The sequence below is a fragment of the Acinetobacter sp. S-1 genome, assembly GCF_059579785.1.
Map to the genome: position 1 here is coordinate 2,605,963 of NZ_CM184207.1, position 26,666 is coordinate 2,632,628.

20 protein-coding genes and 1 pseudogene are annotated in these 26,666 nt (G+C 41.4%); 14 read left to right on the forward strand and 7 right to left on the reverse strand.

The features are described 5' to 3' along the window. Positions 1-39: 39 nt before the first annotated feature. Together ttdA and ttdB are read left to right on the forward strand one after the other, a co-directional pair. Complete coding sequence (gene ttdA, locus AC52J8_RS12435) at positions 40-939, forward strand: L(+)-tartrate dehydratase subunit alpha (RefSeq protein ID WP_000356537.1); 900 nt, start codon at positions 40-42, stop codon at positions 937-939. Then, entirely contained in the window at positions 936-1,544 is a 609-nt protein-coding gene (ttdB, locus tag AC52J8_RS12440; RefSeq protein WP_086400113.1) for a L(+)-tartrate dehydratase subunit beta, read from the forward strand. The genes ttdA and ttdB overlap by 4 nt, the downstream gene beginning before the upstream one ends. Positions 1,545-1,587: 43 nt before the next feature. Here ttdB and AC52J8_RS12445 read toward each other — a convergent pair whose 3' ends face one another. Next, complete coding sequence (locus AC52J8_RS12445; protein ID WP_086400114.1) at positions 1,588-2,601, reverse strand: AraC family transcriptional regulator; 1,014 nt, start codon at positions 2,599-2,601, stop codon at positions 1,588-1,590. Between the two features lie 135 nt (positions 2,602-2,736). Between AC52J8_RS12445 and AC52J8_RS12450 the strand changes: the two genes are divergently transcribed. From AC52J8_RS12450 to choxAB, 4 genes are all read left to right on the forward strand, one after another. Beyond that, positions 2,737-4,224 carry a flavin-containing monooxygenase gene (locus AC52J8_RS12450; RefSeq protein WP_086400115.1) on the forward strand — a complete coding sequence of 496 codons (1,488 nt, stop codon included), beginning with the start codon at positions 2,737-2,739 and terminating at the stop codon, positions 4,222-4,224. A 44-nt stretch (positions 4,225-4,268) separates the two neighbouring features. Next, positions 4,269-5,123 carry an SDR family NAD(P)-dependent oxidoreductase gene (locus tag AC52J8_RS12455; protein WP_086400116.1) on the forward strand — a complete coding sequence of 285 codons (855 nt, stop codon included), beginning with the start codon at positions 4,269-4,271 and terminating at the stop codon, positions 5,121-5,123. Positions 5,124-5,195: 72 nt separating this feature from the next. After that, positions 5,196-6,089 (forward strand): alpha/beta hydrolase, encoded by an 894-nt coding sequence (locus AC52J8_RS12460; RefSeq protein WP_086400117.1) that lies wholly within the window; start codon positions 5,196-5,198, stop codon positions 6,087-6,089. 27 nt (positions 6,090-6,116) lie between these two features. Beyond that, on the forward strand, positions 6,117-7,787 hold the full coding sequence (choxAB, locus tag AC52J8_RS12465) for a cholesterol oxidase (protein ID WP_086400118.1): 1,671 nt from the start codon (positions 6,117-6,119) through the stop codon (positions 7,785-7,787). Between the two features lie 64 nt (positions 7,788-7,851). On the opposite strand, the gene AC52J8_RS12470 is transcribed toward choxAB, so the two are convergent. The 3 genes and pseudogenes from AC52J8_RS12470 to AC52J8_RS12480 all read right to left on the reverse strand — a co-directional run bounded on the left by AC52J8_RS12470 (position 7,852) and on the right by AC52J8_RS12480 (position 12,960). Next, positions 7,852-10,050 (reverse strand): OsmC domain/YcaO domain-containing protein, encoded by a 2,199-nt coding sequence (locus AC52J8_RS12470; protein WP_032056762.1) that lies wholly within the window; start codon positions 10,048-10,050, stop codon positions 7,852-7,854. 252 nt (positions 10,051-10,302) lie between these two features. Then, positions 10,303-11,582: pseudogene (locus tag AC52J8_RS12475) on the reverse strand (OprD family outer membrane porin). Between the two features lie 31 nt (positions 11,583-11,613). Then, positions 11,614-12,960 carry an MFS transporter gene (locus tag AC52J8_RS12480; protein WP_086400119.1) on the reverse strand — a complete coding sequence of 449 codons (1,347 nt, stop codon included), beginning with the start codon at positions 12,958-12,960 and terminating at the stop codon, positions 11,614-11,616. 371 nt (positions 12,961-13,331) lie between these two features. Between AC52J8_RS12480 and AC52J8_RS12485 the strand changes: the two genes are divergently transcribed. The 5 genes from AC52J8_RS12485 (at position 13,332) to AC52J8_RS12505 (ending at position 19,464) form a co-directional block, all read left to right on the forward strand. After that, entirely contained in the window at positions 13,332-15,017 is a 1,686-nt protein-coding gene (locus AC52J8_RS12485) for an arylsulfatase (protein ID WP_208753196.1), read from the forward strand. A gap of 25 nt (positions 15,018-15,042) precedes the next feature. Continuing rightward, positions 15,043-15,996, forward strand: a complete 954-nt coding sequence (locus AC52J8_RS12490; RefSeq protein WP_086400225.1) for a formylglycine-generating enzyme family protein — start codon at positions 15,043-15,045, stop codon at positions 15,994-15,996. Between the two features lie 12 nt (positions 15,997-16,008). Then, positions 16,009-17,196, forward strand: coding sequence for an OprD family outer membrane porin (locus AC52J8_RS12495; protein ID WP_086400120.1), 1,188 nt, complete (start codon positions 16,009-16,011; stop codon positions 17,194-17,196). Between the two features lie 234 nt (positions 17,197-17,430). Next, positions 17,431-18,507, forward strand: coding sequence for an aromatic ring-hydroxylating dioxygenase subunit alpha (locus AC52J8_RS12500; RefSeq protein ID WP_069036816.1), 1,077 nt, complete (start codon positions 17,431-17,433; stop codon positions 18,505-18,507). Between the two features lie 12 nt (positions 18,508-18,519). Next, positions 18,520-19,464 carry a PDR/VanB family oxidoreductase gene (locus AC52J8_RS12505; protein WP_086400121.1) on the forward strand — a complete coding sequence of 315 codons (945 nt, stop codon included), beginning with the start codon at positions 18,520-18,522 and terminating at the stop codon, positions 19,462-19,464. Positions 19,465-19,507: 43 nt separating this feature from the next. Here the strand turns inward: AC52J8_RS12505 and AC52J8_RS12510 are convergent, their stop codons facing one another. The 3 genes from AC52J8_RS12510 to mhpT all read right to left on the reverse strand — a co-directional run bounded on the left by AC52J8_RS12510 (position 19,508) and on the right by mhpT (position 22,081). After that, positions 19,508-20,200: a GntR family transcriptional regulator gene (locus tag AC52J8_RS12510; protein WP_005802836.1), complete on the reverse strand. Its 693-nt coding sequence runs from the start codon at positions 20,198-20,200 to the stop codon at positions 19,508-19,510. A gap of 123 nt (positions 20,201-20,323) precedes the next feature. Beyond that, positions 20,324-20,779, reverse strand: a complete 456-nt coding sequence (locus AC52J8_RS12515) for a MarR family winged helix-turn-helix transcriptional regulator (protein WP_017386391.1) — start codon at positions 20,777-20,779, stop codon at positions 20,324-20,326. Positions 20,780-20,848: 69 nt separating this feature from the next. Beyond that, a complete protein-coding gene (gene mhpT / locus AC52J8_RS12520) occupies positions 20,849-22,081 on the reverse strand; it encodes a 3-(3-hydroxy-phenyl)propionate transporter MhpT (protein ID WP_057068634.1) in 1,233 nt (410 codons plus the stop codon). A 248-nt stretch (positions 22,082-22,329) separates the two neighbouring features. Here mhpT and AC52J8_RS12525 point away from each other — a divergent pair, with 248 nt between their 5' ends. The 3 genes from AC52J8_RS12525 (at position 22,330) to AC52J8_RS12535 (ending at position 26,626) form a co-directional block, all read left to right on the forward strand. Beyond that, the gene (locus tag AC52J8_RS12525; protein ID WP_169538806.1) at positions 22,330-23,169 is read left to right on the forward strand and encodes a p-hydroxycinnamoyl CoA hydratase/lyase; all 840 of its coding nucleotides are present in this window, start codon (positions 22,330-22,332) and stop codon (positions 23,167-23,169) included. Positions 23,170-23,206: 37 nt separating this feature from the next. Beyond that, entirely contained in the window at positions 23,207-24,658 is a 1,452-nt protein-coding gene (locus tag AC52J8_RS12530) for an aldehyde dehydrogenase (RefSeq protein ID WP_086400122.1), read from the forward strand. 81 nt (positions 24,659-24,739) lie between these two features. Continuing rightward, the gene (locus AC52J8_RS12535; RefSeq protein ID WP_171293814.1) at positions 24,740-26,626 is read left to right on the forward strand and encodes a feruloyl-CoA synthase; all 1,887 of its coding nucleotides are present in this window, start codon (positions 24,740-24,742) and stop codon (positions 26,624-26,626) included. Positions 26,627-26,666: the final 40 nt, after the last annotated feature.

Here is a 26,666-nt window from a genome sequence, read left to right on the forward strand (position 1 = left end):
ATCAATTAGATCTGAATAAGTTTCTTCAAGGAGCACAACATGGACAAAGATATTGCAGTCCAGTCCCTTACGGACACCATGGCCAAATTTACGGCTTATATTGGAAAACGCTTACCCAAAGATGTGAAAAGCAAGTTAATTGAACTTCGTACTTTAGAAACTAATCCATTGGCTAAATCAGTTTATGACTCGATGGAAGAAAATCAGCAAGCTGCCGATAAACTCAACCGCCCAAGCTGCCAAGACACGGGTGTCATTCAATATTTTGTTGAAGCAGGTGCCAATTTCCCTTTGCTTGGCGAACTTCAAGATATTTTGAGCGAAGCAACTGCTGAAGCAACACGCATAGGTCCATTACGTCACAACGCTGTTGAAACCTTCGATGAAAAAAATACGGGCACCAATACAGGTACTCAAATTCCATGGTTAGACTGGCGTATTGTGCCTGAACTCGACACTTGTACCATTGATGTCTATATGGCTGGTGGTGGTTGTACCCTACCGGGTGCAGCAAAAGTTTTAATGCCAGGTCAAGGCTATGAAGGTGTTGCTGAATTTGTGATGGATGTTATTACCGAACGCGGTGTAAATGCCTGTCCGCCTTTACTGGTTGGTGTTGGCGTATCAACTTCGGTTGAAACCGCAGCTCGACTTTCTAAACTCGCGATTATGCGTCCAGTTGACTCAACAAGTGAAAACCCACGCGCTGCCTTAATGGAGCAACTGTTAGAACAAGGTCTTAATGAAATTGGTATTGGTCCTCAGGGGCTCACAGGGAATAACAGCGTAATGGGAGTCAATATTGAATCTTCTGCACGCCACCCATCAACCATTGGGGTTGCCGTAAATACAGGTTGCTGGGCACATCGCCGTGGCAAAATTAAGATTAACCCAGATATGTCGTATGAAATCTTGTCTCATGAAGGAGTTGTACTATGAAAAAAATTCTGACAACTCCTATTAAAGATGAAGACCTTTTAGATCTTAAAGTGGGTGATGTGGTTTACTTGACTGGCCGCTTGGTGACTTGTCGTGACGTCGCTCATCGCAGACTGATCGAACAAGGTCGAGAACTGCCAGTTAACCTTGAAGGCGGAGCGATTTTTCATGCCGGCCCTATTGTGCGCAAAAAAGGTAAAAACGACTTCGAAATGGTTTCGATTGGCCCAACAACCAGTATGCGGATGGAAAAATTCGAACGGGAATTTATCAAGCAAACTGGCGTAAAGCTTATTGTGGGTAAAGGTGGCATGGGACCAGAAACAGCTGCTGGATGTCAGGAAAATATTGCCGTTCATGCCATTTTCCCAGGTGGGTGCGCAGTTCTCGCAGCAACCTTAGTTGAAGAGATTGAAGGCGCTGAATGGCAAGACCTAGGTATGCCAGAAACCCTTTGGATTAACCGTGTGAGAGAATTTGGTCCTCTCATTATTTCTATCGACACCAAAGGCAACAACCTGATTCAACAAAACAAAGTTGAATTTCAAGCCAAGAAAGCACCGATTTTAGAAAAAATCAGTAAGCAACTAAGCTTTATTAAATAAACTGCTCTTTAATGAAGGGAAAGCAAAAGCACCCTTCATTTTTTTATTTTTGTACTAAACGCATGGCATGAGGTGTTTTCCCATGCCATCTTTTATAAGCATGAATAAAGCTGGCAGGTTCTGCATAACCTAACCACTCGGCTATTTGCTCAACCGAAGCTTTTGGTAATGCCAAATATTGCTCAGCTAGAACTTGCCTGACTTCTTCACGTATCTGAATAAAAGTCATCCTTTCTGATGCCAAGTGACGGCGTAAAGTTCGTGCATTTAAATGCAATCGGTCAGCCACGATTTGCATAGAAGGCATTTCCCCTCGCACATTCATAAGCTGCTGTTGCACTAAGGTTGTAAATTTATTTTGTGATTGGCGTTTCTCTAATATTTGTCGGCACTGTTCTTCAGCTGTATGTAGCACCAAATCATTTGCCATAAGTAGCTTTTGATCTACTTTTTGCGGGTCAAGAATTACAAAGCTTTTCGCAGCACCAAATTCTGGCATCACACCAAATAAGTCCTGATAAGGCTCGGCATCACCTTTGAGTTGGAAAGAAAAAGCCAAATACTGGCAAAAATTGTCCTGTACCAAATCTCGCTGTACCGTAATAAGCGCAGCGGCATCGCGTTCAATAATGAATTGACGCACTGAAGATGGAATATCTTGCTCATCAATTTCGATACGGATTCCTTGCGGTGTATCCGATACATCAAAGCGGGTAAAAGCAAAGGTTAATGTAAAATAGGTCAATGCCAAATCTAGTGCTTCACGAATGCTGGCGCTACTCATCAGAGCCATACCTAATGGCCCAAATGTGGTGAAATGATAGCGCGTACCTACCTCTAAACCTAATGTTGGTCTGTCTCCCAGTTGCTCAACCAAGTTATGAATGAGCTGTAATTCCTGATGGCCTGTCACCACCATATTAGGGTCGAGTAATTGTTGTTGGCTAAGCCCTGTCCCTTGCAAAATCGTCTGATAAGAAATGCCCGATTCCACCGCAAAATCAGCCATTAACCGAACACTATGTACACTGCGTTCAAAAGCCCATGCATACTTCACTGTATTGCTCAGAATGTCCTCGAATCACAATATTTTGTCCTCATCCATCCTCTAAATCAAGCAAATAAACGTCTATTCTGCATACAGGAAATTGCAATTTTTTCGCTCACTGTTTTTAAGGATTTAGAGCAGCCCATGTTTAATTCGTCGTCTAATTCAAATAAAAATGTACGCATCGCCATTATTGGCACTGGTTTTGGTGGTCTAGGACTTGCCATTCGTCTCAAACAAGCAGGTTTTAGACAATTTACCCTCTTTGAAAAAGCTGCTGATGTTGGCGGTGTCTGGCGTGACAACACTTATCCGGGCGCTGCCTGTGATGTGCCTTCTCATCTGTATTCCTTTTCTTTTGAGCAAGAGCTAGGCTGGAAAAATCGCTACGGAACATCTCAAGAGATTTATCAATATTTACGCCACTGTGCGGATAAATATGATATTCGTCCACATATTCAATTTAATACTGAAATAGCCAGTGCCGAATTTGATGCCCTACAAGGTGTATGGCACATTCAAAGCACGACTGGCGAACAATTTGAAGCTGAATTTTTAGTGGGTGCTGTAGGCCAACTCAACCGCCCTGCCTATCCAAAACTTAAAGGTATTGAAAACTTTAAAGGTAAGGCATTCCACTCAGCTCGTTGGGATCATGACTATGATTTAACTGGTAAACATGTTGCAGTGATCGGTACAGGTGCAAGTGCAATTCAGTTTGTACCTGAAATTGCAAAACAGGTTGCCCATCTCGATGTTTACCAACGCTCTGCACCCTACGTGATTCCTAAACCAGATCGGGTTTACCAACCTTTAGAGAAAAAGGCGTTCCGTAAATTACCAATTTTGCAAAGTCTAGACCGTGCTTTGCAATATGGACACCATGAAATTCGCCTACTTGCTTTTACAACTTCTTTAAATGAAATGCCTTTGGTGGAATATTTATTCCAGCGTCACATCCGTAAAGTCGTTAAAGATGGGAAGTTACGCCACCGCTTAATGCCAGATTACCCAATTGGTTGTAAACGTATTTTAATCTCTAACCACTGGTATGAAACACTGACCCAGCCTCATGTCGATGTGATTAATACGGGCATTCAAGAAATTACTGAAAATGGCATTTTAGATACGGAAGGAAATCTGCGTGAAGTCGATACCATTATTTATGGTACAGGCTTTGCCGCAACGGAATTTATGGCGCCCATGCAGATTACAGGTCTTGATGGTCGCACCTTAAAAGACACATGGAAAGATGGTGCAGAAGCATACCTTGGCTTAACTGTTAGCGGCTTTCCAAATTTCTTTATGCTCTATGGTCCAAATACCAATCTTGGGCACAACTCAATTGTGTATATGATTGAAAGCCAAGTGAATTATATTTTAGATGCCATTCAAACAACCCTACAAAACAAACTTCTGTTCACCAATGTTCGTGCAGAAGTTCAACATGAGTTTAATCAAAGCATTCAAGAAAAAATGAAAAAAACTGTCTGGGCGCAAGGTTGTACCAGTTGGTATCAAACTGCTGACGGCAAAAATACCAATAACTGGCCAGGTTTTACCCTTGAATATCGACAACGTACTCGTCGCTTCGATATTGAAAACTACACTCAGGTTTCGGCTATTTCTTAAACAAGCTTCACCATAGGAAATGAGAAAAATAAACGGAGAATTTTATGAAGTCTTTTAAAAATAAAGTCGCAGCTGTGACAGGTGCGGGCTCTGGTATTGGACAAGCACTTGCCATTGCACTCGCAAAACAAGGTTGCCATCTGGCACTTTCCGATATTAGTGAAGCGGGATTAGCTAAAACAGTCGAACTGTTAACGCCTTATTCAGTCAAAGTAACCACACAAAAAGTCGATGTGGCTAAGCGTGATAAAGTTGCAACTTGGGCAAAGGCAGTTGTAGACGAACATGGCCAAGTTAACCTGATTTTTAATAATGCTGGTGTCGCAATAGGTAGTACGGCTGAAGGTGTGAGCTATGAAGATCTTGAATGGCTCATTGGGATTAATTTTTGGGGCGTGGTTTATGGCACCAAAGAATTTTTGCCTTACTTAAAGCAAAGTGGTGATGGGCATATTATTAATATTTCTAGTATGTTCGGCTTAACAGCTCAACCAACTCAAAGTGCTTATAACGCTAGTAAATTTGCCGTTCGTGGCTTCACTGAATCCCTACGCCAAGAACTAGATCTACAAAATGCTGGAGTGAGTGCGACCTGTGTGCATCCGGGTGGTATTCGTACCAATATTGCCAAAGCTGCCCGCATGAATAATAGCGTCCAGTCTTTAGGAATGGATCCTCTAAAAAGTCAGGATGCTTTCGATAAATTACTTCGCACCCCTGCTGATGATGCAGCTCAACAAATTTTAGAAGCTGTTCGTAAGGACCGCCGCCGTTTACTTATTGGAGCCGATGCAAAAGCCGTTGATGTGATTCAGCGTATTCTTCCGCAAGGCTATCAAAAGATCTTTGCAGCCGCGACTGCTTGGCAAACTCGCCTACTCAACAAATCAGCAAAATAAAAATAGTGGTCAGCATGCTCTTAATCTTAAGAGATGCTGATTAATCTAACATGCTTAGTATGAGTCCTTATTATGAAGCAGCTTCTTGCATGGACCATCCGTACTACGCTACGTCCAGCTTTATCCTCTAAAACACCCCTAAAACTTCAGCGCTTATGTAGCGATGCAGCCAGTGCTATTGTGCTTGGGCCACGTGGCTATAAAACAAAAAAGCAAACCATCGCTCAAGTACCGACAGTCCATATTCAGCCCAAAACGACTCAATCAGGACGCGGCATTTTGTACTTACATGGCGGAGGCTATGTGGTGGGTAGCTCAATAAGTCACACCAAGCTTGCTGCTCAAATCGGACATGCAGCTCAAGCACAAGTCTGGTTACCTGAATATCGCCTAGCCCCTGAGCACACAAGCCCTGCTGCTATTGAAGACGCCGTTGCTGTCTATAAAGCTTTACTTGCTCAAGGACAAGACCCGAAAAAATTCGTGATTGCTGGCGATTCTGCTGGCGGTGGACTGAGTTTAAGTGCTGCAATTGCGATACGAAATGCAGGGTTACCGTTACCAGCAGCATTAGTTTTACTTTCACCTTGGGTTGACTTAAGCCTCTCTGGAAGCACGATTAAAACTCATGCTGCTCAAGATGCGATGCTGTCAGAAGACTGGTTAGCTTGGTGTGCAAAAAACTATTGCGGACAAAAATCGGCAACCGATCCAACCTGTTCTCCACTCTATGCCGACTTAACAGGATTACCTACTATTCTAATTCATGTCGGTACCGAAGAAGTTTTATTAGACGATGCAAAACGTCTCGCCGAACAAACCGAAAAGTATGGTATTCCGACGAATTTGAAGGTTTATGACCGAGTCGGACATGTTTTTCAATTCCACGCGGGTATACTAAATGAATCTAATGACTCGATTGAGCGCATTGGGCAATTCATTGATAAACATACACAGTCAATATAAAAATATCGCCAGAGAGGAGTCCTCGGCATGACAACAAACAATTATGACTATGATTACCTCATTATTGGTTCAGGCTTTGGTGGTAGTGTTTCTGCTTGCCGTCTAACCGAAAAAGGCTACTCTGTTGCTGTAATGGAAATGGGGCGACGCTGGGAAGCTAAAGATTTTGCTAAAAATAACTGGAATACCCGTCGCTGGATTTGGCGCCCGGGCATGAAACTTTTCGGTTATTTCAACATGCGTTTTTTTCGCCATGTCACCATTATTTGCGGTAATGCTGTAGGCGGCGGCTCAATCACCTATGCCAATACCTTACTGGTTCCACCTGAACATATTTGGGATGAAGGCACGTGGGCAGATGCCGCGGACTGGAAAAATGAAATGCCGCAGCACTATGCTGAAGCAGAACGCATGCTTGGTGTGACGGATAATAAAATTTTCGGTCCTGCCGACCACATGCTCAAAAAAATGGGCGATGCAGTTGGTGTTGGGCATACGTTTAAGCCGACGCGCGTTGCAACTTTCTTTCCACCCGAAGGTGAACAAGGTGGCAAGACCTACCCTGACCCTTATTTTAACGGCGAAGGTCCAGACCGCGGAACTTGTACGGCATGTGGCGGTTGTATGACAGGTTGTAAACACAACGCAAAAAATACCTTAGATAAAAACTATTTGTACTTTGCCGAAAAAAATGGCGCCAAGGTTTACGAAGAAACCAAAGTCGTTGACGTTAAACCACTCAATGGTAAAGCCGATGGCAGCGATGGCTATGAAGTTACGACTGAATGTTCGAGCTCATGGTTTAACAAACAACGCCGTACATGGCGTGTTCGTAACGTGATTTTCTCGGCATCTTCTTTGGGAACCCAAGAAATGTTGTTCCGTTTAAAACAATCAGGTTCTCTGCCAAATATTTCTGATGATTTGGGTAATCGGGTTCGTACTAATGCCGAGTCGATTTTAGGCGTTCGCTTTTTTGGTAAAGATGTCGACATGAGTAAAGGTGTTGCCATTGGTTCAAGTATTTACATTGACCATGACACTCACATTGAAGCGACGCGTTACCAAACTGGTTCAGATGCCATGGGCCTCATGTGTACTTACATGGCTAAAGGTAAACCGGGTTGGACGCGTATCTTCTTTTGGTTATGGGCACTTATTTGCCATCCATTTATTTTCCTTCGCATGAGTAATCCTGTCAGTTTTGCACGTCAAACTTTAATCTTCTTGGTGATGCAAACAGCTGATGCCTCCATTAATATGCGCTTGAAACGTAATTGGTTCTGGCCTTTTGGTAAGGTGTTATCGAGCGAAGGTAAAAAGCTACCTGTTTATATTCCGCAGGCCAATGCTTTTACCGAAAAAGTTGCCAAAATGTTTAATGGCCATCCAATGACGACTATTACCGAAATTTTATTTAACGTGCCTTTTACAGCGCACTGTATGGGGGGCTGTGCAATTGCTTCAAGTGCAGAGCGTGGCGTGGTAGATGGACAAAACCGTGTCTTTAACTATAAAAACTTATACGTTGTGGATGGTTCAATGTTAGGTGCAAATTTGGGCGTTAATCCAAGTCTTACCATTACAGCTCTTGCGGAACGTGCAATGTCTTATATTCCGGCTAAACATACTTTGGATGAGCAACAAGGTTATAGAGCAGATGCAGAAACCATAGAGATCACCAAAGCTTCTGCCTAAAATAGAAATTTGTTTTATAAAAAAAGCCTATTTAAAAATAGGCTTTTTTATTTCGCTTTTTAAATTACATCGCTACGGCTTTAGCACGAGCTGCATGCAACTTTTTATAGCTCTCGATCAGACGTAAATGGCGATCAAGTCCTTCTAGTTTCATACTTGTTGGTGTTAAACCATAGAAACGAACGCTACCATCGACAGAACCTAATACCGCGTCCATTCGTGTGTCACCAAACATACGACGGAAGTTAGTCAAGTAGTCTTCAAGCTCGAGTTCTTCATCTAACATCACTTCAAGCACCACGTTCATGCACTGATAGAACAAGCCACGCTCAACGGTGTTGGTGTTATATTGCAAGTAAGTTTCGACAAGCTCTTTTGCTTCTTCAAACTGTTGTAAAGCAACATAAATCAGCAATTTCAGTTCTAAGATTGTGAGCTGTCCCCAAACTGTATTGTCATCAAACTCGATGCCAATCAGCGTGGTGATTTCTGTGTAATCATCTAGCTCGCATTCTTCTAAACGCTCAACCAATGCCTCAAGCTGTTCATCATCTAAACGGTGCAGATTTAGAATATCTTCACGGAATGAAAGCGCTTTATTAGTATTGTCCCAAATCAAATCTTCAACCAGATAAATTTCTGAGTAATCTGGTACTAAAATACGGCAAGCAGTCGCACCTAAGTGCTCGTACACTGCCATATATACTTCTTTGCCCATCTCTTCGAGAATGCCGAACAATGTTGCAGCTTCTTCTGCATTCGACTCTTCGCCTTCGCCTGAAAAATCCCATTCAACAAAGTCATAGTCAGATTTAGAGCTAAAGAAACGCCAAGATACCAAACCGCTTGAGTCAATAAAGTGCTCAACAAAGTTGTTCGGCTCAGTTACCGCATTACTTTGGAAAGTCGGTTGAGGCAAATCATTTAAGCCTTCAAAACTACGGCCTTGAAGTAATTCAGTCAGACTACGTTCTAACGCAACTTCAAAACTTGGATGCGCACCGAAAGATGCAAACACCCCACCCGTACGCGGGTTCATTAAAGTCACACACATTACTGGGAACTGACCACCTAGCGATGCATCTTTAACTAATACTGGGAAGCCTTGCTCTTCTAGACCTTTAATACCAGCAACAATACTTGGGTATTTTGCTAATACGTCTTCAGGAACGTCTGGAAGTGCAATTTCACCTTCTAAAATTTCACGTTTAACAGCACGTTCAAAAATTTCTGACAAGCATTGAACTTGGGCTTCTGCCAAAGTGTTGCCCGCACTCATACCATTACTTAAGTACAAGTTTTCAATTAAATTTGATGGGAAATAGACAACTTCACCATCAGACTGGCGCACAAAAGGTAGCGAGCAAATGCCACGCTCTACGTTACCTGAGTTGGTGTCATATAAATGCGTGCCCAGTAACTCATCATCTGGGTTATAAATCTCAAGACAATATTCATCTAAGATTTCTTTAGGTAATTCACCATTTGGACCCGGTTTAAACCATTTTTCATCTGGATAATGCACAAATTCAGCATTGGCAATATCTTCACCCCAGAACTGGTCGTTATAGAAGAAGTTACAGTTTAAACGCTCAATAAACTCGCCTAATGCAGACGCTAAAGCACTTTCTTTAGTCGCGCCTTTACCATTGGTAAAACACATCGGAGACTGGGCATCACGAATATGTAACGACCATACATTTGGAACAATATTACGCCAAGATGCGATCTCGATCTTCATGCCCAAATTTGCCAAAATAGCAGACATATTGGCAATGGTTTCTTCTAATGGCAGGTCTTTACCTTGAATATAGGTATGGCTTTCTGAAGTTAGACTTGGCAATAACAATGCTTGCGCATCTGCGTCGATGCTTTCAACTTCTTCAATAATAAATTCGGGACCCGTTTGAATCACTTTTTTAACAGTACAACGGTCAATCGAACGTAAAATCCCTTGGCGATCTTTCTCTGAAATATCGGCTGGTAATTCAATTTGAATTTTAAAGGTTTGCTTATAGCGGTTTTCAGGATCAACAATATTATTTTGCGATAAACGAATATTATCGGTTGGGATATCTCGAGCTGCACAATACACTTTTACAAAGTACGCTGCGCACAATGCTGACGATGCTAAAAAATAGTCAAATGGGCCCGGTGCCGAACCGTCACCCTTGTAGCGAATTGGTTGATCGGCAATTACCGTAAAGTCATCGAACTTAGCTTCCTGTCGAAGATTGTCGAGATAATTAACCTTGATTTCCATGCTGGCACCTAAATATTTTTATGTGTCAGCACAGACACATAAAATTCTAAATATTGAAAAATAAGCCGAATCACAGCGAAGAAATTGACTTAAAAAAATGAGAGATTAAAGCCATGTGTTTAATGAGAGACTCAAGTGGCTTTAATAAGATTGGCGGTATTATAGAGGGATTTTGTGCAGTTGATAACTAAAGTTAAAACATTGCTGCTCACAATGTTTTAACTTGTCTTGAATTTAGTTAAATATTGAACGTTAAAATTTAAAGGTGTAATCAACATTCAACCGCGTTTCATTGGTCGAATGAAATGTCATATTACTTGGCATATCGTTGCGGTAGTGAGAAAAACGAGCTCGCATACCTAAGCCTTTGAACTTACCTTCAGGAATTTTATAGCCCAAATCAAATTCCATCGACTCTTCTTTAAAACGCTGATCGCCATATTGCAACAAATCAATGTCTTCACCTTTTGCGTAGCGAGTCATAAAACGCAGTCCGTTTAATGAAACATCACCTACCCGCGCATTTTTAAAGTCATATTCATAACGAATCGAATAGACTTTTTCGTCTTTATTTGAATAGTCAGAGCTCATAAAATCAAGCACAACCGGACTTTCGGTTCCCGACAAAAATGGTAAACCAGTCGAGCCAAATGACTGCATGTAGCCCAAAGAAACTGTATGGTTTTGATAGTTCAAACCAAATAAGCCACTAATATGGCGGTTATCGACCTCTCCTATTTTTTTGCTTCCAGTTTCCTCACTATTAAAAAAACGCACGTCGCTTAAAAAATTAAGTTGATCATTTAAAGGTTGTTTGCCGTTAAAACCTAAAAATTGTTGCTGGTAAATGTCTTTGAGTTCAGCATGATAAGCACGCAAACGGTAATCCTTTAACTGATAACTTCCTCCCAACGTATAAAAAGAATCGGTGGTTGCCGCTTTGTCAAAACGATGGTTGATATTGTCTGTTCCAACATCGGTATAACGAATCAAATCACGTTGACGTACTTCATCGACATAAAAGCCTTCGAGTTGAAGATTTGGAATTTCATTTGAAACAAAACGGATACCACGGTAAGTCTGAGGGAACAAACGCGCTGGCGATGAAAAAATAGTCGGTAATTGTGGAACTAAGTCCCCCACAAAAAGCTCATTTTTCCTAAATTTAGCCTTTCCTGTAATGCCTATTTTTCCATAATAATCATCACGCGAGTTATCGGTATTCACTGGTAATAAGCCACTACGCGCATAGTCATCAGCACGGCTTCCCATCAGGTTAAAACCTGCCATTGCCAGTACATCAACACCAAACCCAACCGCACCTTCAGTATAACCGACTGTCCTTTAAAAATTAGACCCTGCGCCCAATCTCTGCCTGCTGTATAGGTATATGGGTCTTTTTTATAGTCTCGGTCAAAGTAAAAATTACGTAGTGTCAGCTCAGCTTTACTGTCTGCAATAAACTCGGCATGCACAACTTGACTAAATAATGGGCACAAGCATACCCCCACCCATAATGGTGTGTTTTTCATTTTTTATCTCAACTATTTAATTTTTAATGGATTAAGGTGCTGTTTTAAGCGAGTAGTTCTGCTCTTTCTTACTGCGGTAAAAAGCACTACCCAAACTTAAAATCAGGAAAATAGCCAAAATAAACACCCCACCGTAATAAGCATATAGCGTTGCGGGTGCTATCCCTTTATCCAGAAAAATGCCTGCGACCGTTGGCGATAAAATTGCCCCAATACGACCAAAACCAATTGCATAGCCCACGCCGCGACTACGGATTTCGGCATCATAAATTGTTGGAGAAATCGAATATAAACCTGCTACACAGCCATTGATGAGAGTGCCGAGTAATAAACCCACCATGAGTGCAATGCTGACTTGAGATGAGACTGCGACAAATAGGAAAACACATGCAGACGTTAACCCTAAAAACAGGCTTAAGGCATAGAAAATTTTCATGCGTGACGCCAATAAACCAATAATGGCTGCTCCGAAAATCCCACCAATACTAATTAAAATTCCGGTACTTACGCCTTGATGTGGCGACATCCCCATTGAAATAAGAATTTTTGGTGTCCAGCTCATCACGAAGTAAAAGCCAAACATCACTAAAAAGAATGCAAACCACAAACAAAGTGTTTGAAATCCAAGTTGTCCAGCAAATAATTTGCCCAGTTCACTACCATTTTGCGTGCTGATTTTTTCATAACGCGGCATAACTGGTAATTCGTTTAGCCCCATACGATTTACAGCTGTATTAATTCGTTCTAGTGCCTGTTTTGGTCGTTTCGCGAGTAAATAATCTAAAGATTCAGGTAATAACCATGCGCTGATCAGCAGCATTGCAATGGTAGTCACCCCTCCTGCTAAAAAGATTGAGCGCCAACCTAAATGCTCAATCAATGCCAGTGATAGTACTCCGCCAAGTGTCGCGCCAATTCCATAACCTGTAGACATTAAGCTCACTGCGAGACTACGCCAACGAGCGTTGGCATATTCACTTGCCAGTACATTACTACTCGCAAGAATGCCGCCTACCCCAATTCCGGTAATAAACCGAAGTGCTGCTAACATGCCGTGGCTTTGTACCAAAGCACAGCCCAACATGCTCAGACCTGCAATTACAAGACAAACTAAGATGAGTAAACGGCGACCGATTTTATCGGCTAAAGGCGCTAAAAAAATGGAACCAGCAGCCATTCCAAAAAGGCCAGCACTTAACAACAAGCCTATTTGTGCCCCTGAAAGTGACCATTCTGCTGATACCGATGGCGCGGTAAAAGCCATTACCATCACGTCAAAACCATCAATAATATTGAGACAAATACAGATCAAAATGACGAACCATTGGTAACGGCTCATGTTGTTTTGATGGATCTCACTTAGAACGTCTCTTTCCATTTGTGTATCTCCCTTGGATAAGACATACACACGACATTGCTGATATGAGCGATTGGGTGGTTATGCATATCCGTATCCATAATGACCTAGAGGAATATTTGTTTTTGAGCATCCTGCTCTTTTTCTATACTGAATATTTGGATCCAAAAAAGCAACTAAAATTATAAACGGATTATTAAAAAGTATATAAACACATAAATTATATAAGTATAAAATTATTAAAGACATAAAATTAGGATGCTTGAATATTTTTATGGATCCATATTAAAAAATCCATTATGATCGATTCCAGAGCATTTTTTAGCCAAAAAAGCTTAGTCTATTTCTAGGAAATGCAAGATGCATTTTTAAAACATCAAAGGATTGTTGTTATGAAACTCAAAAGAGTAAGCCAGCTTACATTGGGACTTTTTTTTGCCAGCCAATTGTTTTACACAACGCAAGCAGCACCTCCAAAAAATCAACAACCACCTAATATCATGATTATTTTGGCCGATGATCTTGGATTTTCAGATATTGGTGCTTATGGTGGCGAAATTAAAACCCCTCATATCGATAGCCTGTTAAAGCAAGGAAAAATGCTTTTTAATTTTCATGCTTCATCAATGTGCTCACCTACTCGTGCACAGCTTATGACAGGTGCCGATAACCACTTGGTAGGTTTAGGTGCGATGTATGAAACTTCAAAACGACAAGAAAAACTGGTTGGAGCCGATAGCCCGCGTGCACTCCTCAAAATTGATGGCTATTCAGGGCACTTAACGCAAAATGCGTATACACTCGCAGAGATTTTAAAGACAAAAGATTATTACACCTTCATGGTTGGTAAATGGCACTTAGGCTATGCGCCCGAACAAAACCCTAAAGCCCGTGGTTTTGATCAATCTTTTGCCCTGCTCGATGGTTTCGATTTACACTTTAAAGACCAGCCTAAAAACTATCCGCGCAATACTCAATACACAGAAAATGGTCAAAAGGTTACATTGCCAGACAACTACTACTCAACCGACTTTTTTACACAAAAAGCATTTGAGTACTTAGACAAAAATAAAGCGCAAAAACCATTTTTTGCCTACCTAGCCTATACCGCTCCACACTGGCCGCTACAAGCACCTGCTCATTATAGAGACTTATATAAAGGTAAATACGATCAAGGCTACGATGCAATTCGTAAACAACGCTTTCTTAGACAAAAGCAATTAGGATTAATTCCTGCAAATGCAGAATACCCAGTAGAGCGTGGCAACCAAGCTTTAGGCACCAAAAGCTGGAATGAACTCACCCCACAAGAGCGCAAATATGAAGCGCGTAAAATGGAAGTTTATGCGGGCATGGTTACCCAGCTAGACGACCGCGTGGGTGATGTCATTCAATATCTTAAAAAGCATCATTTATATGACAATACTTTAATTGTATTTATGTCAGATAACGGCGCTGAAGGCGGCGATCATAATTTCCCAATGGGGGATGCAGACAATCGCTATGAAAATATAGGCAATGCCAGCTCATATGTTTACATGGGGCCACGCTGGGCCGAAGTGAGCAGCACACCATTTACCCACTGGAAGTCAGCTGCTTCAGAAGGCGGAGTACGAGTTCCATTTATTGTTAAATCGCCTGTGCAGATTTCCAAACAACGTGGAATTAACAATAACTTTGCAACAGTCAGAGATATATTCCCAACTGTGATGGAACTAGCGGGTATTCAAAATAATCAGGTTTATCCAACCTCAAGCACCAAAATTAAACCGTCGGGCTTTAGCCTAATTCCTGCGTTTAAAGATAATACTGCCCGTATTCGTCCTGTTAATTATTATGACTTTAAAGAATTGCATGGCAGCCGCTACGCCAAAACTGACGAATGGAAACTTATTGAAAACTCACCTTCTAAATTTAAAAGCCACAGTTGGGAACTCTACAATTTAAAAACAGATTTTAATGAGCAACATAATGTTTATGCAGAACATCCTGAGATTGTCAAAGTCTTAAATGATAAATATTTAAGATATGCCGATGAAAATGGTGTTGTAGATTTTGAGCAATACAACAAAAAGTAGAGAAAACCAGATGAAACAGATCATAATGCTTTCATCGTTTCTCTTACTTTGTGCATGCCAAAAAAATACACCTCAACTAGAACAGACCACCTTGCCCAACTTAGGCAGCAAAGCTAAATGTACTTCTTATTCAGGCCTTCCTTCGGGATGGCCTAACAATAAAGAAGCAGGCATGGTCAAGCTTCCGCAAGGAAAAATTGTTTTAGGCACTACACAAGGTTATGAAGATGAACGCCCATTAAATTTAGAGGCAACTTCCGTTCCCGCTTTTTTAATTGATGCAACTGAAGTCACCAATGCCCAATTTCAAGAGTTTGTTAAACAAACGGGTTATGTCACCGATGCAGAGAAGCAAGGCGGCTCAGCAATGTTTGTACAACCTGAGCATCCAGTTGAAGAATTACAATGGTGGAAATTTGAAAAAGGCGCCAATTGGAAACACCCATGGGGCTTAAATAACCCAAAACAACCCGCGCCTCATGAGCCTGTTCGCATGGTGACATGGAATGATGCTTACGCTTATGCGAACTGGTTGGGCCATGACTTACCGTCTGAGCTTGAGTGGGAATATGCAGCCAAAGGTTTTCAGCAAAATTCCGATATTGGCCCTACCCACGAAGGCCATATTGTAGCCAATTTCTGGCAAGGCGAATTTCCTTATAAAAACATTAGGGAAGATGGTTTTAAGGATATTGCCCCTGTGGGTTGTTTTAGTAAAAACCCCTTTGGTTTGTATGACCTGATTGGCAATGTATGGGAATGGACGCAAACACCCTATACAGGACCACGAGACTATCATATGGGAGATCCATCGAAATATCGGCAAAGTCACGAACAGATTTTGCAATATACGATTAAAGGTGGATCTTATTTATGCGCAACCAATTATTGCGCACGTTATCGCGCTGCCGCGAGGCATCCACAGGAACTCGACCTTGCAACTAGCCATGTCGGATTTAGAACAGTAAAACGCTTTTAAACGGATTTAAAAATGAAGCATATTTTTATTTATGGGATTTTCTTCTCAGGGACAACCCTTGCCTGCTGTTTAGCTCACAGTGAAGTAGATGTTAACTTTCAAAATACACTCACACTCAAAACATTCAACTTCGACAGACAATATGAAAATGGTACTAGCCCCGATACTCATAGCTTGAGCCAAGGTCTGATCTATCGTGGCAACTGGTCAACCAAACTGAATGAGGTTCAACTACACCTCAATCCAAGCATTCAATATGCTTATCGTCTAAGTAGCGACCAACACACCAATGATATGGTCATACCCTTTGACCCTAACACCAAGAAACAAGCACAAGACCAAGTTAAATATGGCTTAGGTGCTGGAGTTGAATATCAAAACTTTCGCATGAATGTAGGTGAAATCACTCCCGATTCACCACTTACGCCACAAGTGGATACACATCAATTACGCGTGAACTATAAAGGCTTGGAATTAAAATATAAGACACCGCAACAAAATTTCGAGCTGGGTTTGATTAACCGTTATTCACCAAAAAATGAGGAGGACTACCACAAACTCGCCATATCAAAACATGAATCTGACGGGCTCTATTTCTTTCAATGGGACGGCAATACACCTCGGTACCACTGGAAATTTTATAATGGTTACTTAACAGATCTCATCAATCAAAGTTACTTTGCTTTTGATTATCAATGGACAAAGCAGCACACCACAAAATTACGTGTGTTTCGCCACGACGATGTCGGGAAATCAAAGCTTGGTGAATATGACAATACATCCATAGGCGCTATGCATTTCATTAAACATGGCAACTTTACAACCGGAATTGGCTATCAAGAAAACTTTGGCAAAGATGGTATTCCAAAACTCGACAATATGCCCATTCCTCACATGGTGAACTGGACCTTAGGCGCATTTACCAAAGCAGATGAAAAGTCTTATCATTTCGTTGCCTCGTATGACTTTAAAGACTATATCAAGGGTTTAAAAATCACCTATAAATATATTTATGGCGATTCATTTCAGACCATGAATCAAAATGATTTTGAGCAAGAAAGTGATGTGTTGATTCAGTACGATCTAAATGCTTGGGTTAAAAATCTTAAGTTTCTTTTCTTAAATATAAATTACGACACCAAACACGGCAAAAGTCTGGATGAACAGCGCATGATGCTTCACTACACGGTTAATTTCTAAATCTCTACACTCCCATAATGGCTTAACTGAAGTCATTATGGATCCAAATAAAAACTAATAAAAATTTCACTCTAAAATCCCAAAGAATAGCCAAAGTCTTTAATAGCAATTAAAAATATACAAAAACAACCAAACCTAAAGATCAATATTTTTAAAAAATATACTGCCTATCAATTGACCAATATTTTTATTTATTATAAATTGGATCCAATAAGTGATAAGGAGTCGTCACAAATGTTTATTAAAAATGCTTGGTATGTTGCCTGCCGCCCAGAAGAAATCCAAGATAAACCATTAGGTCGCACTATTTGTGGTGAAAAAATTGTTTTTTATCGCGGTAAAGAAAACCACGTTGCAGCCGTTGAAGATTTTTGTCCGCATCGTGGTGCCCCTCTTTCACTTGGCTATGTCGAAGATGGCAACCTCGTGTGTGGTTATCATGGACTAGTGATGGGGTGTGACGGAAAGACCGTTTCAATGCCAGCTCAACGTGTAAATGGTTTCCCTTGCAATAAATCATATGCAGTTGTCGAAAAATTCGGTTTTATTTGGATATGGCCAGGCGAGAAAGCTTTAGCAGATGAAGCAAAACTGCCAACTTTAGAATGGGCAGATCATCCTGAATGGAGCTATGGCGGAGGCCTGTTTCACATTCAGTGCGACTATCGCCTAATGGTCGACAACCTGATGGATTTAACCCACGAGACCTATGTTCACTCAAGCAGTATTGGGCAAAAAGAGATTGATGAATCATTGCCTGTGACTAAAGTTGACGGTGACCATGTGATTACCGAACGCTATATGGAAAATGTGATCGCACCTCCATTTTGGCAAATGGCCCTTCGCGGCAACCACTTAGCAGATGATGTACCAGTTGATCGTTGGCAACGTTGTCACTTCTTTGCTCCAAGTAATGTTCATATTGAAGTGGGTGTCGCACATGCTGGACATGGTGGTTACCACGCACCGAAAGACAAAAAAGTTTCCTCAATTGTGGTCGATTTTATTACACCGGAAACTGAAACCTCTCACTGGTATTTCTGGGGAATGGCGCGTAATTTCCAGCCAGATAATGCTGAACTCACCGATCAAATTCGTGAAGGACAAGGCAAAATCTTTACTGAAGATTTAGAAATGCTGGAGCAACAGCAGCAAAACATTTTAAACAACCCACATCGCAAGTTACTGATGCTTAATATCGACGCAGGCGGTGTCCAGTCTCGTAAGGTCATTGACCGACTACTTGCCGAAGAAAATAAAACGCCTCCTGAAACATCCGCACAGAAGTTTCCAAACATTCGGATTATTTAAAGGAGTATGAACATGGACGTTATTATTCAAAAAATTCACCAGCTTACCCCGACCATTCGTGCATTTGAATTGGTTGCAGCAAATGGTACGGAGCTACCTAATTTTGAGGCAGGTGCACATATTGATGTGCATCTTAAAAATGGTCTCACCCGCCAATATTCACTTTCAAACTGCTGCACTGAAAAACATCGCTATGTCATTGGTGTTTTAAATGATGCCAATTCACGCGGTGGTTCACGTTGCATCCACACCGAATATCGTGAAGGTGACCTTTTAAAGATTGGTGAGCCGCGTAATTTATTTGAAATTCACCCTCAAACAAAACAGGCCGTTTTATTTGCGGGTGGTATCGGTATTACCCCTATTTTGTCGATGGCATATCGGCTTAAGTCGGCCAATATTCCTTTTGAATTACATTACTTCGTTCGTAGTCATGAAATGATTGCCTTCTATGGCAACTTAACCGAGCACTTTGGTGACCAAGTTCATTTTCATATTCAAGATCAACCCGACACCGAATGTAAAATGGCAGAGGTTTTAGGCCAAGCTTCATCTGATAAACACTTATATGTGTGTGGACCTACAGGGTTTATGCAGTTTGTCATGAGCTCGGCTGAACAAGCTGGGTGGTATAGTGAACAGTTACATCAAGAGCATTTTGTCGCTCAAAAGGTAGATACGTCCAACGATGAAGCTTTTACCATTGAAGTGAAAGGTACAGGCCGCCGAATTGAAGTATTACCAGAGCAGACTGCTACGGAGGCATTAATTGCAAATGGTTTTGATATTCCTGTTTCATGTGAACAAGGCATTTGCGGGACCTGTATTACCCGCGTAGTAGAAGGCACACCTGATCATCGGGATCTATTTATGACCGATGAAGAACATGCACGAAATGACCAATTTACGCCCTGCTGTTCTCGTGCAAAAACTAAAAATCTTGTGATTGAGCTTTAATTCTTGAGTTCCTTTATTCAAAAATAAAGGAACTTCTTTTAACTTAAGCGCTGAGAACATTTCTTAGCGTTTCACCTAAAATCACCACACTACTGTGTTCACGCATTAAAGTTTCAGCACGCCCTGCCTGACGATGTACCAATGCATCGAAAATCGAACAATGCTGTAAATGCGCATAGTGCAAACGACGATATTCCGATAAAGCTTGGTTCTGGTCATAGGTAATGGCTTGGGCAGACGCCATCGGCAATTGATTGTTTTTCGCTAAGGCTTGGATGAGTGCGACGTTTTGCGCGCCTTCAATAATCGTGTCATGAAAAATGACGTTGAAATGGTGATAACGTTCCAGTTCAGCATCACCAAACTCGTCTGTTTCATTAAATAGTTTTTCAGTTTCTTGAATGCAATGTTGCAGTGTCTTTTTCTGCTCTTCGCTTAAGCCTTGTTCTGCCAAAGTTTTTGCAGCCAACCCTTCCAGCACACCGCGCACTTCGAGCGCATCATGAACGAGTTGTTCTGAAATTTCACGAACCGTGTAACCACGAGTTGGGTTTTTAATGAGGAGGCCTTCTTGCTCGAGCAACCGAAAGGCAATACGAACAGGCTGCCTTGAAACGCCAAGTAACTCGGCAGTCGGAATTTCGGCAATTCTGGCACCGCCCTCAAGTTCCCCTGAAATAATCATTTTTCTTAGTTTAAGTAAAACTTGTTGTCCTGAAGACATTCGCTGCCACACATCACCAAAAACGTCTCTTCGATGCTAGCAAGTTCATTTGCAAAATGAAATAAATTTTCTGTGTGAATCAGTGCTTAAGCATTTCTGTAGATTTTAAAAAATTAATTTACAAACCACATTCAATTAAAGATTTTTAAGATTATTGACCATAATATCGAGGTTATTACGGATTAAATAAGCCAAGTTAATATCAATGCCTTCAAGCATTTTTTCTTCAACTTTCAAAACCACTTCATTACATTTATTTAGCTTATCAATACCACTGTCTGTCAGTGTAATTAAAATACGGCGTCCATGTGTTGGGTCAGGTTTTTTCTCAATCCAGCCATTCACCAGTAAATCTTGCAAAATTTTGTTGGCAGATTGCGGCTTTATGAAAGAGCGCTCAGCAAGCTTGGCATTGGATAAATTACTTTTTGAAGCTAAAACAGAAAGTGCAGTAAATTGCGGTAAGGTAATTTCAAGCTCTTTTAAATGTTCTGTTAAATGTTTACTAATAATTCGGTCAACACGAGCAATCATGTAACTTAACTTAGGCTCATCTTCTACTTTTTTTGGAACTAAATTCGAACGTACCATAACCTTTCAATCATCATAAGAAAAACTGTAGTGAAAGTATGAGGATCTACCCCATACTTTCGTTAAAACTTAGCGAGCACCTGAGCTTTGTACTAAATGTACAGGCTGTTTAGGTTTTTTGACAAGAAGTAATGCAGAGATCGCTGCAATTAAAATCACTGGAATGCTTGAACCAATCACGATGGTCGAGCTTTGTCCAAGCGAGAGTAAAAAACCAGCCATTAAAGGCCCTGCAAAAGAACCAATACGCCCGATTGCAACTGCTGCACCTACTCCAGTTCCACGCATTTCGGTTGGATAATACATGGCTGCCAGACCATACAACGCCGATTGTCCACCCACAATGAATAAGCCACAACCCACTGCCGAAAGTGCTAGTAAAGCCACTGTTGGAGAAATTGCTAAACAGCACAGTGAGAATAAAATGCCGAGATAAATCAGCTTAATCACAAAGCTCATGCGTAATTTATCAAGCAATACGCCCATGAGGATTGAACCTAAAATTCCGCCAACGTTGTAGCCCATCTGTACATAGTTTGCCTGTAGTTTTGATAGACCTTGCGCACCCATCAGCAATGGCAACCAGTTCAACAAGAAATACAGTACCACCAGCGTACAGAAAAAGCTTATCCAAAGCTGAATGGTTGACATACGACGTTCTTTGGCAAATAAAACTTCAAAGAATGGTGTCGTTTTTTGCGCTTGAACTTTTCGTTGCAGGTAGTCATTTGACTCTGGTAAAAAGCGCATAATCAGTGGAATGAGTAAAATAGGTGCAATCCCACCAATATAGAAAATATGACGCCACTCTGCATCGCCTGCCAATGACATAGCAACCACAGAAGTGAGTAATCCGCCAAAAGGAATGCCGCTATACATAATGCTTACTGCAGTGCCTTTGTGCTGGTCAGGTACAGCTTCAGAGGCAAGTGTAATCATCATTGGTAATGCCCCACCCATTCCTAAACCTGTACAAAAACGAATGAGTAATAGCAAACTGAAGTTAGCTGCATAAGCCGTTAGCAAAGACATAATTCCAAAAAGTAAAATACTAAAAATCAGAATTTTCTTACGCCCTACAATATCAGCAAACCGACCGCCTAATATCGCACCTGGTAACGTCCCTAAAATTGCAGCACTAAATGCCCACGCCATCTGGGCATTGTCTAACATAAACTCAGCCCGCATTCGTGGAGCGGCTACCCCCATTGATTGAAGATCAAACCCTTCAAAAATTGCTATGGCAAAGCACAGTAGCAACGTTATTTTTGCCCTTGAAGGCTGTCCTGATATTTTTTCCATTGTGTTGTCCTTTATTGACTAGTCGTTCCATTTAGCCCTTTGTGTATTGTTGTTTAAACACACCAAAAATATCAGTTAAACTTACTAAAAAATCAACATATTTTTATATTAAATTAATTTAAAAAATAATTAACATTTAAAATACAATGAATTAAAAAATATTTATGAAATTTTATAAAAAAGACTTGAATGTAAGTTTAACTGATATTAGATTAAATCCCAGAACAGCAAAAAATCATTCAAGGAGTATGAAGATGAGTTATGAAAACCGCTGGGAAACAGTAGATGTTAAAGTTGAAGATGGAATTGCATGGGTCACCCTAAACCGCCCAGAAAAGAAAAATGCCATGAGCCCAACACTCAATCGCGAAATGATTGATGTGCTCGAAACTCTTGAGCTTGATCAAGATGCGCGTGTTTTAGTGTTGACGGGTGCTGGTGACTCTTGGACAGCGGGTATGGATTTGAAGGAATATTTCCGTGAAGTCGACACTCAGCCTGAAATTTTCCAAGAACGTATTCGCCGTGACTCTTGTCGCTGGCAGTGGCAACTTCTTCGTATGTATTCAAAACCCACCATTGCCATGGTCAACGGCTGGTGCTTTGGAGGCGGTTTCTCACCTTTAGTGGCTTGTGACCTCGCAATTGCAGCAGATGAAGCAACTTTCGGTTTATCTGAAATTAACTGGGGTATCCCACCGGGCAACCTTGTAAGTAAAGCAATGGCAGATACCGTAGGTCACCGTGCATCTTTGTATTACATCATGACGGGCAAAACCTTTAGCGGTAAAGAAGCTGAAACCATGGGCCTTGTGAATAAAAGCGTACCGCTTGCTCAATTAAAAGCAGAAGTGACTGAACTTGCAAATTGCTTACTTGAGAAAAATCCTGTGGTTCTTCGTACCGCTAAAAATGGCTTTAAGCGTTGCCGTGAACTGACATGGGACCAAAACGAAGACTACTTATATGCCAAACTTGATCAATGTATCCACCGCGATACAGAAAATGGCCGCCAAGAAGGTTTGAAACAATTCTTAGATGAAAAATCAATTAAACCGGGTTTACAGAGCTACAAACGTACTGGTTAACTTTTGATACTTTAATGGCAATGTAAGGACGCAACCCATGCAAAATGTACAGTTACTTATTCACGGTCAATCCGTTGATGCATCAAATCAGGCAACTTTTGAGCGTATTAGCCCAATTGATGGATCAGTAGCCAGTAAAGCTGCTGCCGCAACACTGGAAGATGTTGACCGTGCAATCGAATCGGCACAACAAGCTTTTAAAGTATGGTCGAAACTCTCGCCTACCGAACGTCGCTTACGCTTATTAAAAGCAGCCGATTTAATGGACCAAAAAACCGAGCAATTCATTCAAACTGGAATGCAAGAAACAGGTTCAACTGCGACATGGTATGGGTTTAACGTTCACCTTGCTGCCAACATGTTACGTGAAGCAGCAGCAATGACTACACAAATTGACGGAAGCCTGATTCCGTCAGATGTGCCGGGCAATCTTGCAATGGGTGTACGGGTTCCTTGTGGTGTGATTGTAGGGATTGCACCTTGGAACGCTCCTGTGATTTTGGCAACACGTGCACTTGCCATGCCTTTGGCGTGTGGTAACACGGTAGTGTTAAAAGCCTCAGAAGCCTGCCCAGCAACACATCGTCTCATTGGTGAAGTGTTACATGAGGCAGGTATAGGTGAAGGTGTCGTGAATGTGATTACGCATGCTGCTGAAGATGCACCACAAATCGTGGAGCGCTTAGTGTCTCATCCAGCCGTGAAACGCATTAATTTTACCGGCTCAACCAAGGTCGGGAAAATTATTGCCGAGACTGCTGCCAAATATTTAAAACCAGTTTTACTCGAACTCGGTGGGAAAGCCCCTGTTGTGGTTTTAAATGAAGCTGACATTAATGAAGCCGTAAATGCAGTTGCTTTTGGAGCATTCTTTAATCAGGGTCAAATCTGTATGTCGACCGAACGTGTTTTGGTTCAAGACAATATTGCCGACCAATTTATTGAAAAACTGATTGAAAAAACTCGCTCTATTCAAGCAGGTAATCCAACTTCAAAAGACAATGTACTCGGCGTATTAGAAAGTCGCCGTGCTGCAAACCGTATTCAACATTTGCTAGAAGATGCCCAAAACAAAGGGGCTGACTTACCTTTAGGCATCCATATTGAAGACACCACCATGCAACCGACGTTGGTGCTCAATATTAAACCTGACATGCTGCTTTACCGCGAAGAATCATTTGGACCTGTATGCACAGTTCAACGTTTTTCAAGCATTGAAGAAGGTGTAGCACTGGCAAATGACAGCGAGTTCGGTCTTTCTTCAGCAGTGTTTAGCCAAAATATTTCGCAAGCACTGGAAGTCGCTCAACAGATTGATTCGGGTATTTGTCACATTAACGGCGCAACCGTACATGACGAAGCTCAAATGCCATTTGGCGGAACAAAATCGAGTGGTTATGGACGTTTTGGTAGTAAAGTCTCTGTTGCCGAATTTACCGACCTACGCTGGATCACCATTCAGACCCAATCACGTCATTACCCGATTTAGTCAGGCTAATGCGAACACAGACATATTAAATAAAAATTGCATGATGCAAAAAATAAAGCGCAGTGATGCGCTTTCCATGGAGTGAAAGAAATGCAAATGAATGCCACTCAATCACAAGACCGCGAACGGTTCGTAAAATTAGGGCAACATGATATTCATTATCACCATAAAGATGACACGCTCTATATCAGCCCAAAAGAGCAATTAAAACCGTATCCACAAAAACTGACAGATCGGTTAATTCATTTTGCACAAACTAAACCAGACCATATTTTTGCAGCAAAACGCAATGCTCAAGGTGAATGGGTCAAACTGAGTTATGCAGAAGTTTTACAACGTGCATGGCACATTGCTCAAGCTTTACATGAACGTAAGTTAAGCCAAGAGAGGCCACTCGTTATTTTAAGTGGTAATGATCTTGAACATTTAACTCTGTCTATGGCTGCCATGCTGGCAGGTGTACCTTTCTCAGCTATTTCACCCGCCTACTCTCTGATTTCTCAAGACTTTGGCAAACTCAAACATGTGTTTGAAGTACTCACACCTGGTATGGTTTATGCCAGCGATGGACAAGCTTTTGCTAAAGCGATTCAGGCATGTAGTACATCAGATATTGAAGTGGTAACCAATAAAGGGATTGTGGGCGATCAGATTTGCACATCTTTTCAGTCGCTATTAGATACGCCAGTTTCAAATGTTCAAGAGTTTTATCAAACTCTTGATGAAAACCAAATTGCCAAATTCTTATTTACGTCAGGTTCAACCAAATTGCCTAAAGCTGTACCGACCACGCATTTAATGTTGTGTGTCAATCAGCAAATGTTATTGCAGACTTTCCCTGAGTTTGAAGAAACGCCGCCTGTCCTACTCGACTGGCTATCTTGGCACCACACCTTTGGCGGCAGTCACAATGTCGGCATTGCGCTCTATAACGGCGGCACCATTTACATTGATGATGGCAAACCCGTTGCAGGAAAATTTGACGAAACCATTCGTAACCTCAAAGAAATTTCTCCAACCGTTTATTTAAATGTGCCCAAAGGTTGGGAAGAGCTCACCGAGGCTTTAGAAAAAGATGAAGAATTAAGAGACCGCTTTTTTGCCAAAGTTAAAATTTTATTCTTTGCAGGTGCAGCGCTTTCAGAAGCGGGCTGGAACAGACTCGATAAAATTGCTCAGCAACATTGCGGAGAAAAAATTCGCATAATGAGCGGATTGGGTATGACTGAAACTGCTCCCTCTTGTGCTTTTACAACTGGCCCACGCGTGATGGCTGGCTTTATTGGTTATCCTGCTCCGGGATGCGAAATTAAGCTAGTTCCATGTGGTGACAAACTAGAATTTTGTGTTCGTGGCAAACATGTCATGAAAGGCTATTGGCGCTTAAAAGCAGACCAGCAAAGCACTGTGTTTGATGATGAAGGCTTTTTCCATACGGGTGATGCGGTGCGTTTAGTCGATATCAATGATCCAACTAAAGGTCTAATGTACGACGGACGAATTGCTGAAGACTTTAAACTCAATACGGGTACTTTTGTGAATGTGGGCACACTACGCAACAAAGTACTGATTCAAGGTAATTTACTGGTTCAAGATGTTTGTATTACTGGTTCAAACCTGAATGCTGTTGGTTTTCTGATTTTTCCAAAATTAGAAGCTTGTACTCAATATGCAGGTCTTAAGCTTGGTGATCATTCTGCAACAGAGATATTACAGCATCCTAAAGTCCAGCAATGGTTCCGCCAATTTTTAACGACCTTTAATAAAGATGCGACTGGCAGTTCAAATACAGTCTCAATGCTTTATTTAATGACCGAACCACCTCAGTTAGATGCCGGTGAAGTAACCGATAAAGGCAACCTCAATCAAAGCAGTATTACGAAACGTCGTGCCGCTTTAATTGATGAGCTTTATCAAAAGCAGACTGATAACCCACTGATTATTCGGGTACCCACCTTAAAGCAATAAGCAATTGAAATAAAAAAGGAAGCTCAAACTTCGGTTTGGG

Excerpts from the sequence above, each read along its gene's own strand:
- AC52J8_RS12480 (WP_086400119.1), bottom strand. The coding sequence starts at position 12,960 with ATGGAAAGAGACGTTCTAAGTGAGATCCATCAAAACAACATGAGCCGT.
- AC52J8_RS12490 (WP_086400225.1), top strand. The coding sequence starts at position 15,043 with ATGCTTTCATCGTTTCTCTTACTTTGTGCATGCCAAAAAAATACACCT.
- AC52J8_RS12525 (WP_169538806.1), top strand. The coding sequence starts at position 22,330 with ATGAAGATGAGTTATGAAAACCGCTGGGAAACAGTAGATGTTAAAGTT.
- AC52J8_RS12530 (WP_086400122.1), top strand. The coding sequence starts at position 23,207 with ATGCAAAATGTACAGTTACTTATTCACGGTCAATCCGTTGATGCATCA.
- AC52J8_RS12455 (WP_086400116.1), top strand. The coding sequence starts at position 4,269 with ATGAAGTCTTTTAAAAATAAAGTCGCAGCTGTGACAGGTGCGGGCTCT.
- AC52J8_RS12470 (WP_032056762.1), bottom strand. The coding sequence starts at position 10,050 with ATGGAAATCAAGGTTAATTATCTCGACAATCTTCGACAGGAAGCTAAG.
- AC52J8_RS12450 (WP_086400115.1), top strand. The coding sequence starts at position 2,737 with ATGTTTAATTCGTCGTCTAATTCAAATAAAAATGTACGCATCGCCATT.
- AC52J8_RS12460 (WP_086400117.1), top strand. The coding sequence starts at position 5,196 with ATGAAGCAGCTTCTTGCATGGACCATCCGTACTACGCTACGTCCAGCT.
- AC52J8_RS12505 (WP_086400121.1), top strand. The coding sequence starts at position 18,520 with ATGGACGTTATTATTCAAAAAATTCACCAGCTTACCCCGACCATTCGT.
- ttdB (WP_086400113.1), top strand. The coding sequence starts at position 936 with ATGAAAAAAATTCTGACAACTCCTATTAAAGATGAAGACCTTTTAGAT.
- mhpT (WP_057068634.1), bottom strand. The coding sequence starts at position 22,081 with ATGGAAAAAATATCAGGACAGCCTTCAAGGGCAAAAATAACGTTGCTA.
- AC52J8_RS12495 (WP_086400120.1), top strand. The coding sequence starts at position 16,009 with ATGAAGCATATTTTTATTTATGGGATTTTCTTCTCAGGGACAACCCTT.
- ttdA (WP_000356537.1), top strand. The coding sequence starts at position 40 with ATGGACAAAGATATTGCAGTCCAGTCCCTTACGGACACCATGGCCAAA.
- AC52J8_RS12485 (WP_208753196.1), top strand. The coding sequence starts at position 13,332 with ATGAAACTCAAAAGAGTAAGCCAGCTTACATTGGGACTTTTTTTTGCC.
- AC52J8_RS12515 (WP_017386391.1), bottom strand. The coding sequence starts at position 20,779 with ATGGTACGTTCGAATTTAGTTCCAAAAAAAGTAGAAGATGAGCCTAAG.
- choxAB (WP_086400118.1), top strand. The coding sequence starts at position 6,117 with ATGACAACAAACAATTATGACTATGATTACCTCATTATTGGTTCAGGC.
- AC52J8_RS12500 (WP_069036816.1), top strand. The coding sequence starts at position 17,431 with ATGTTTATTAAAAATGCTTGGTATGTTGCCTGCCGCCCAGAAGAAATC.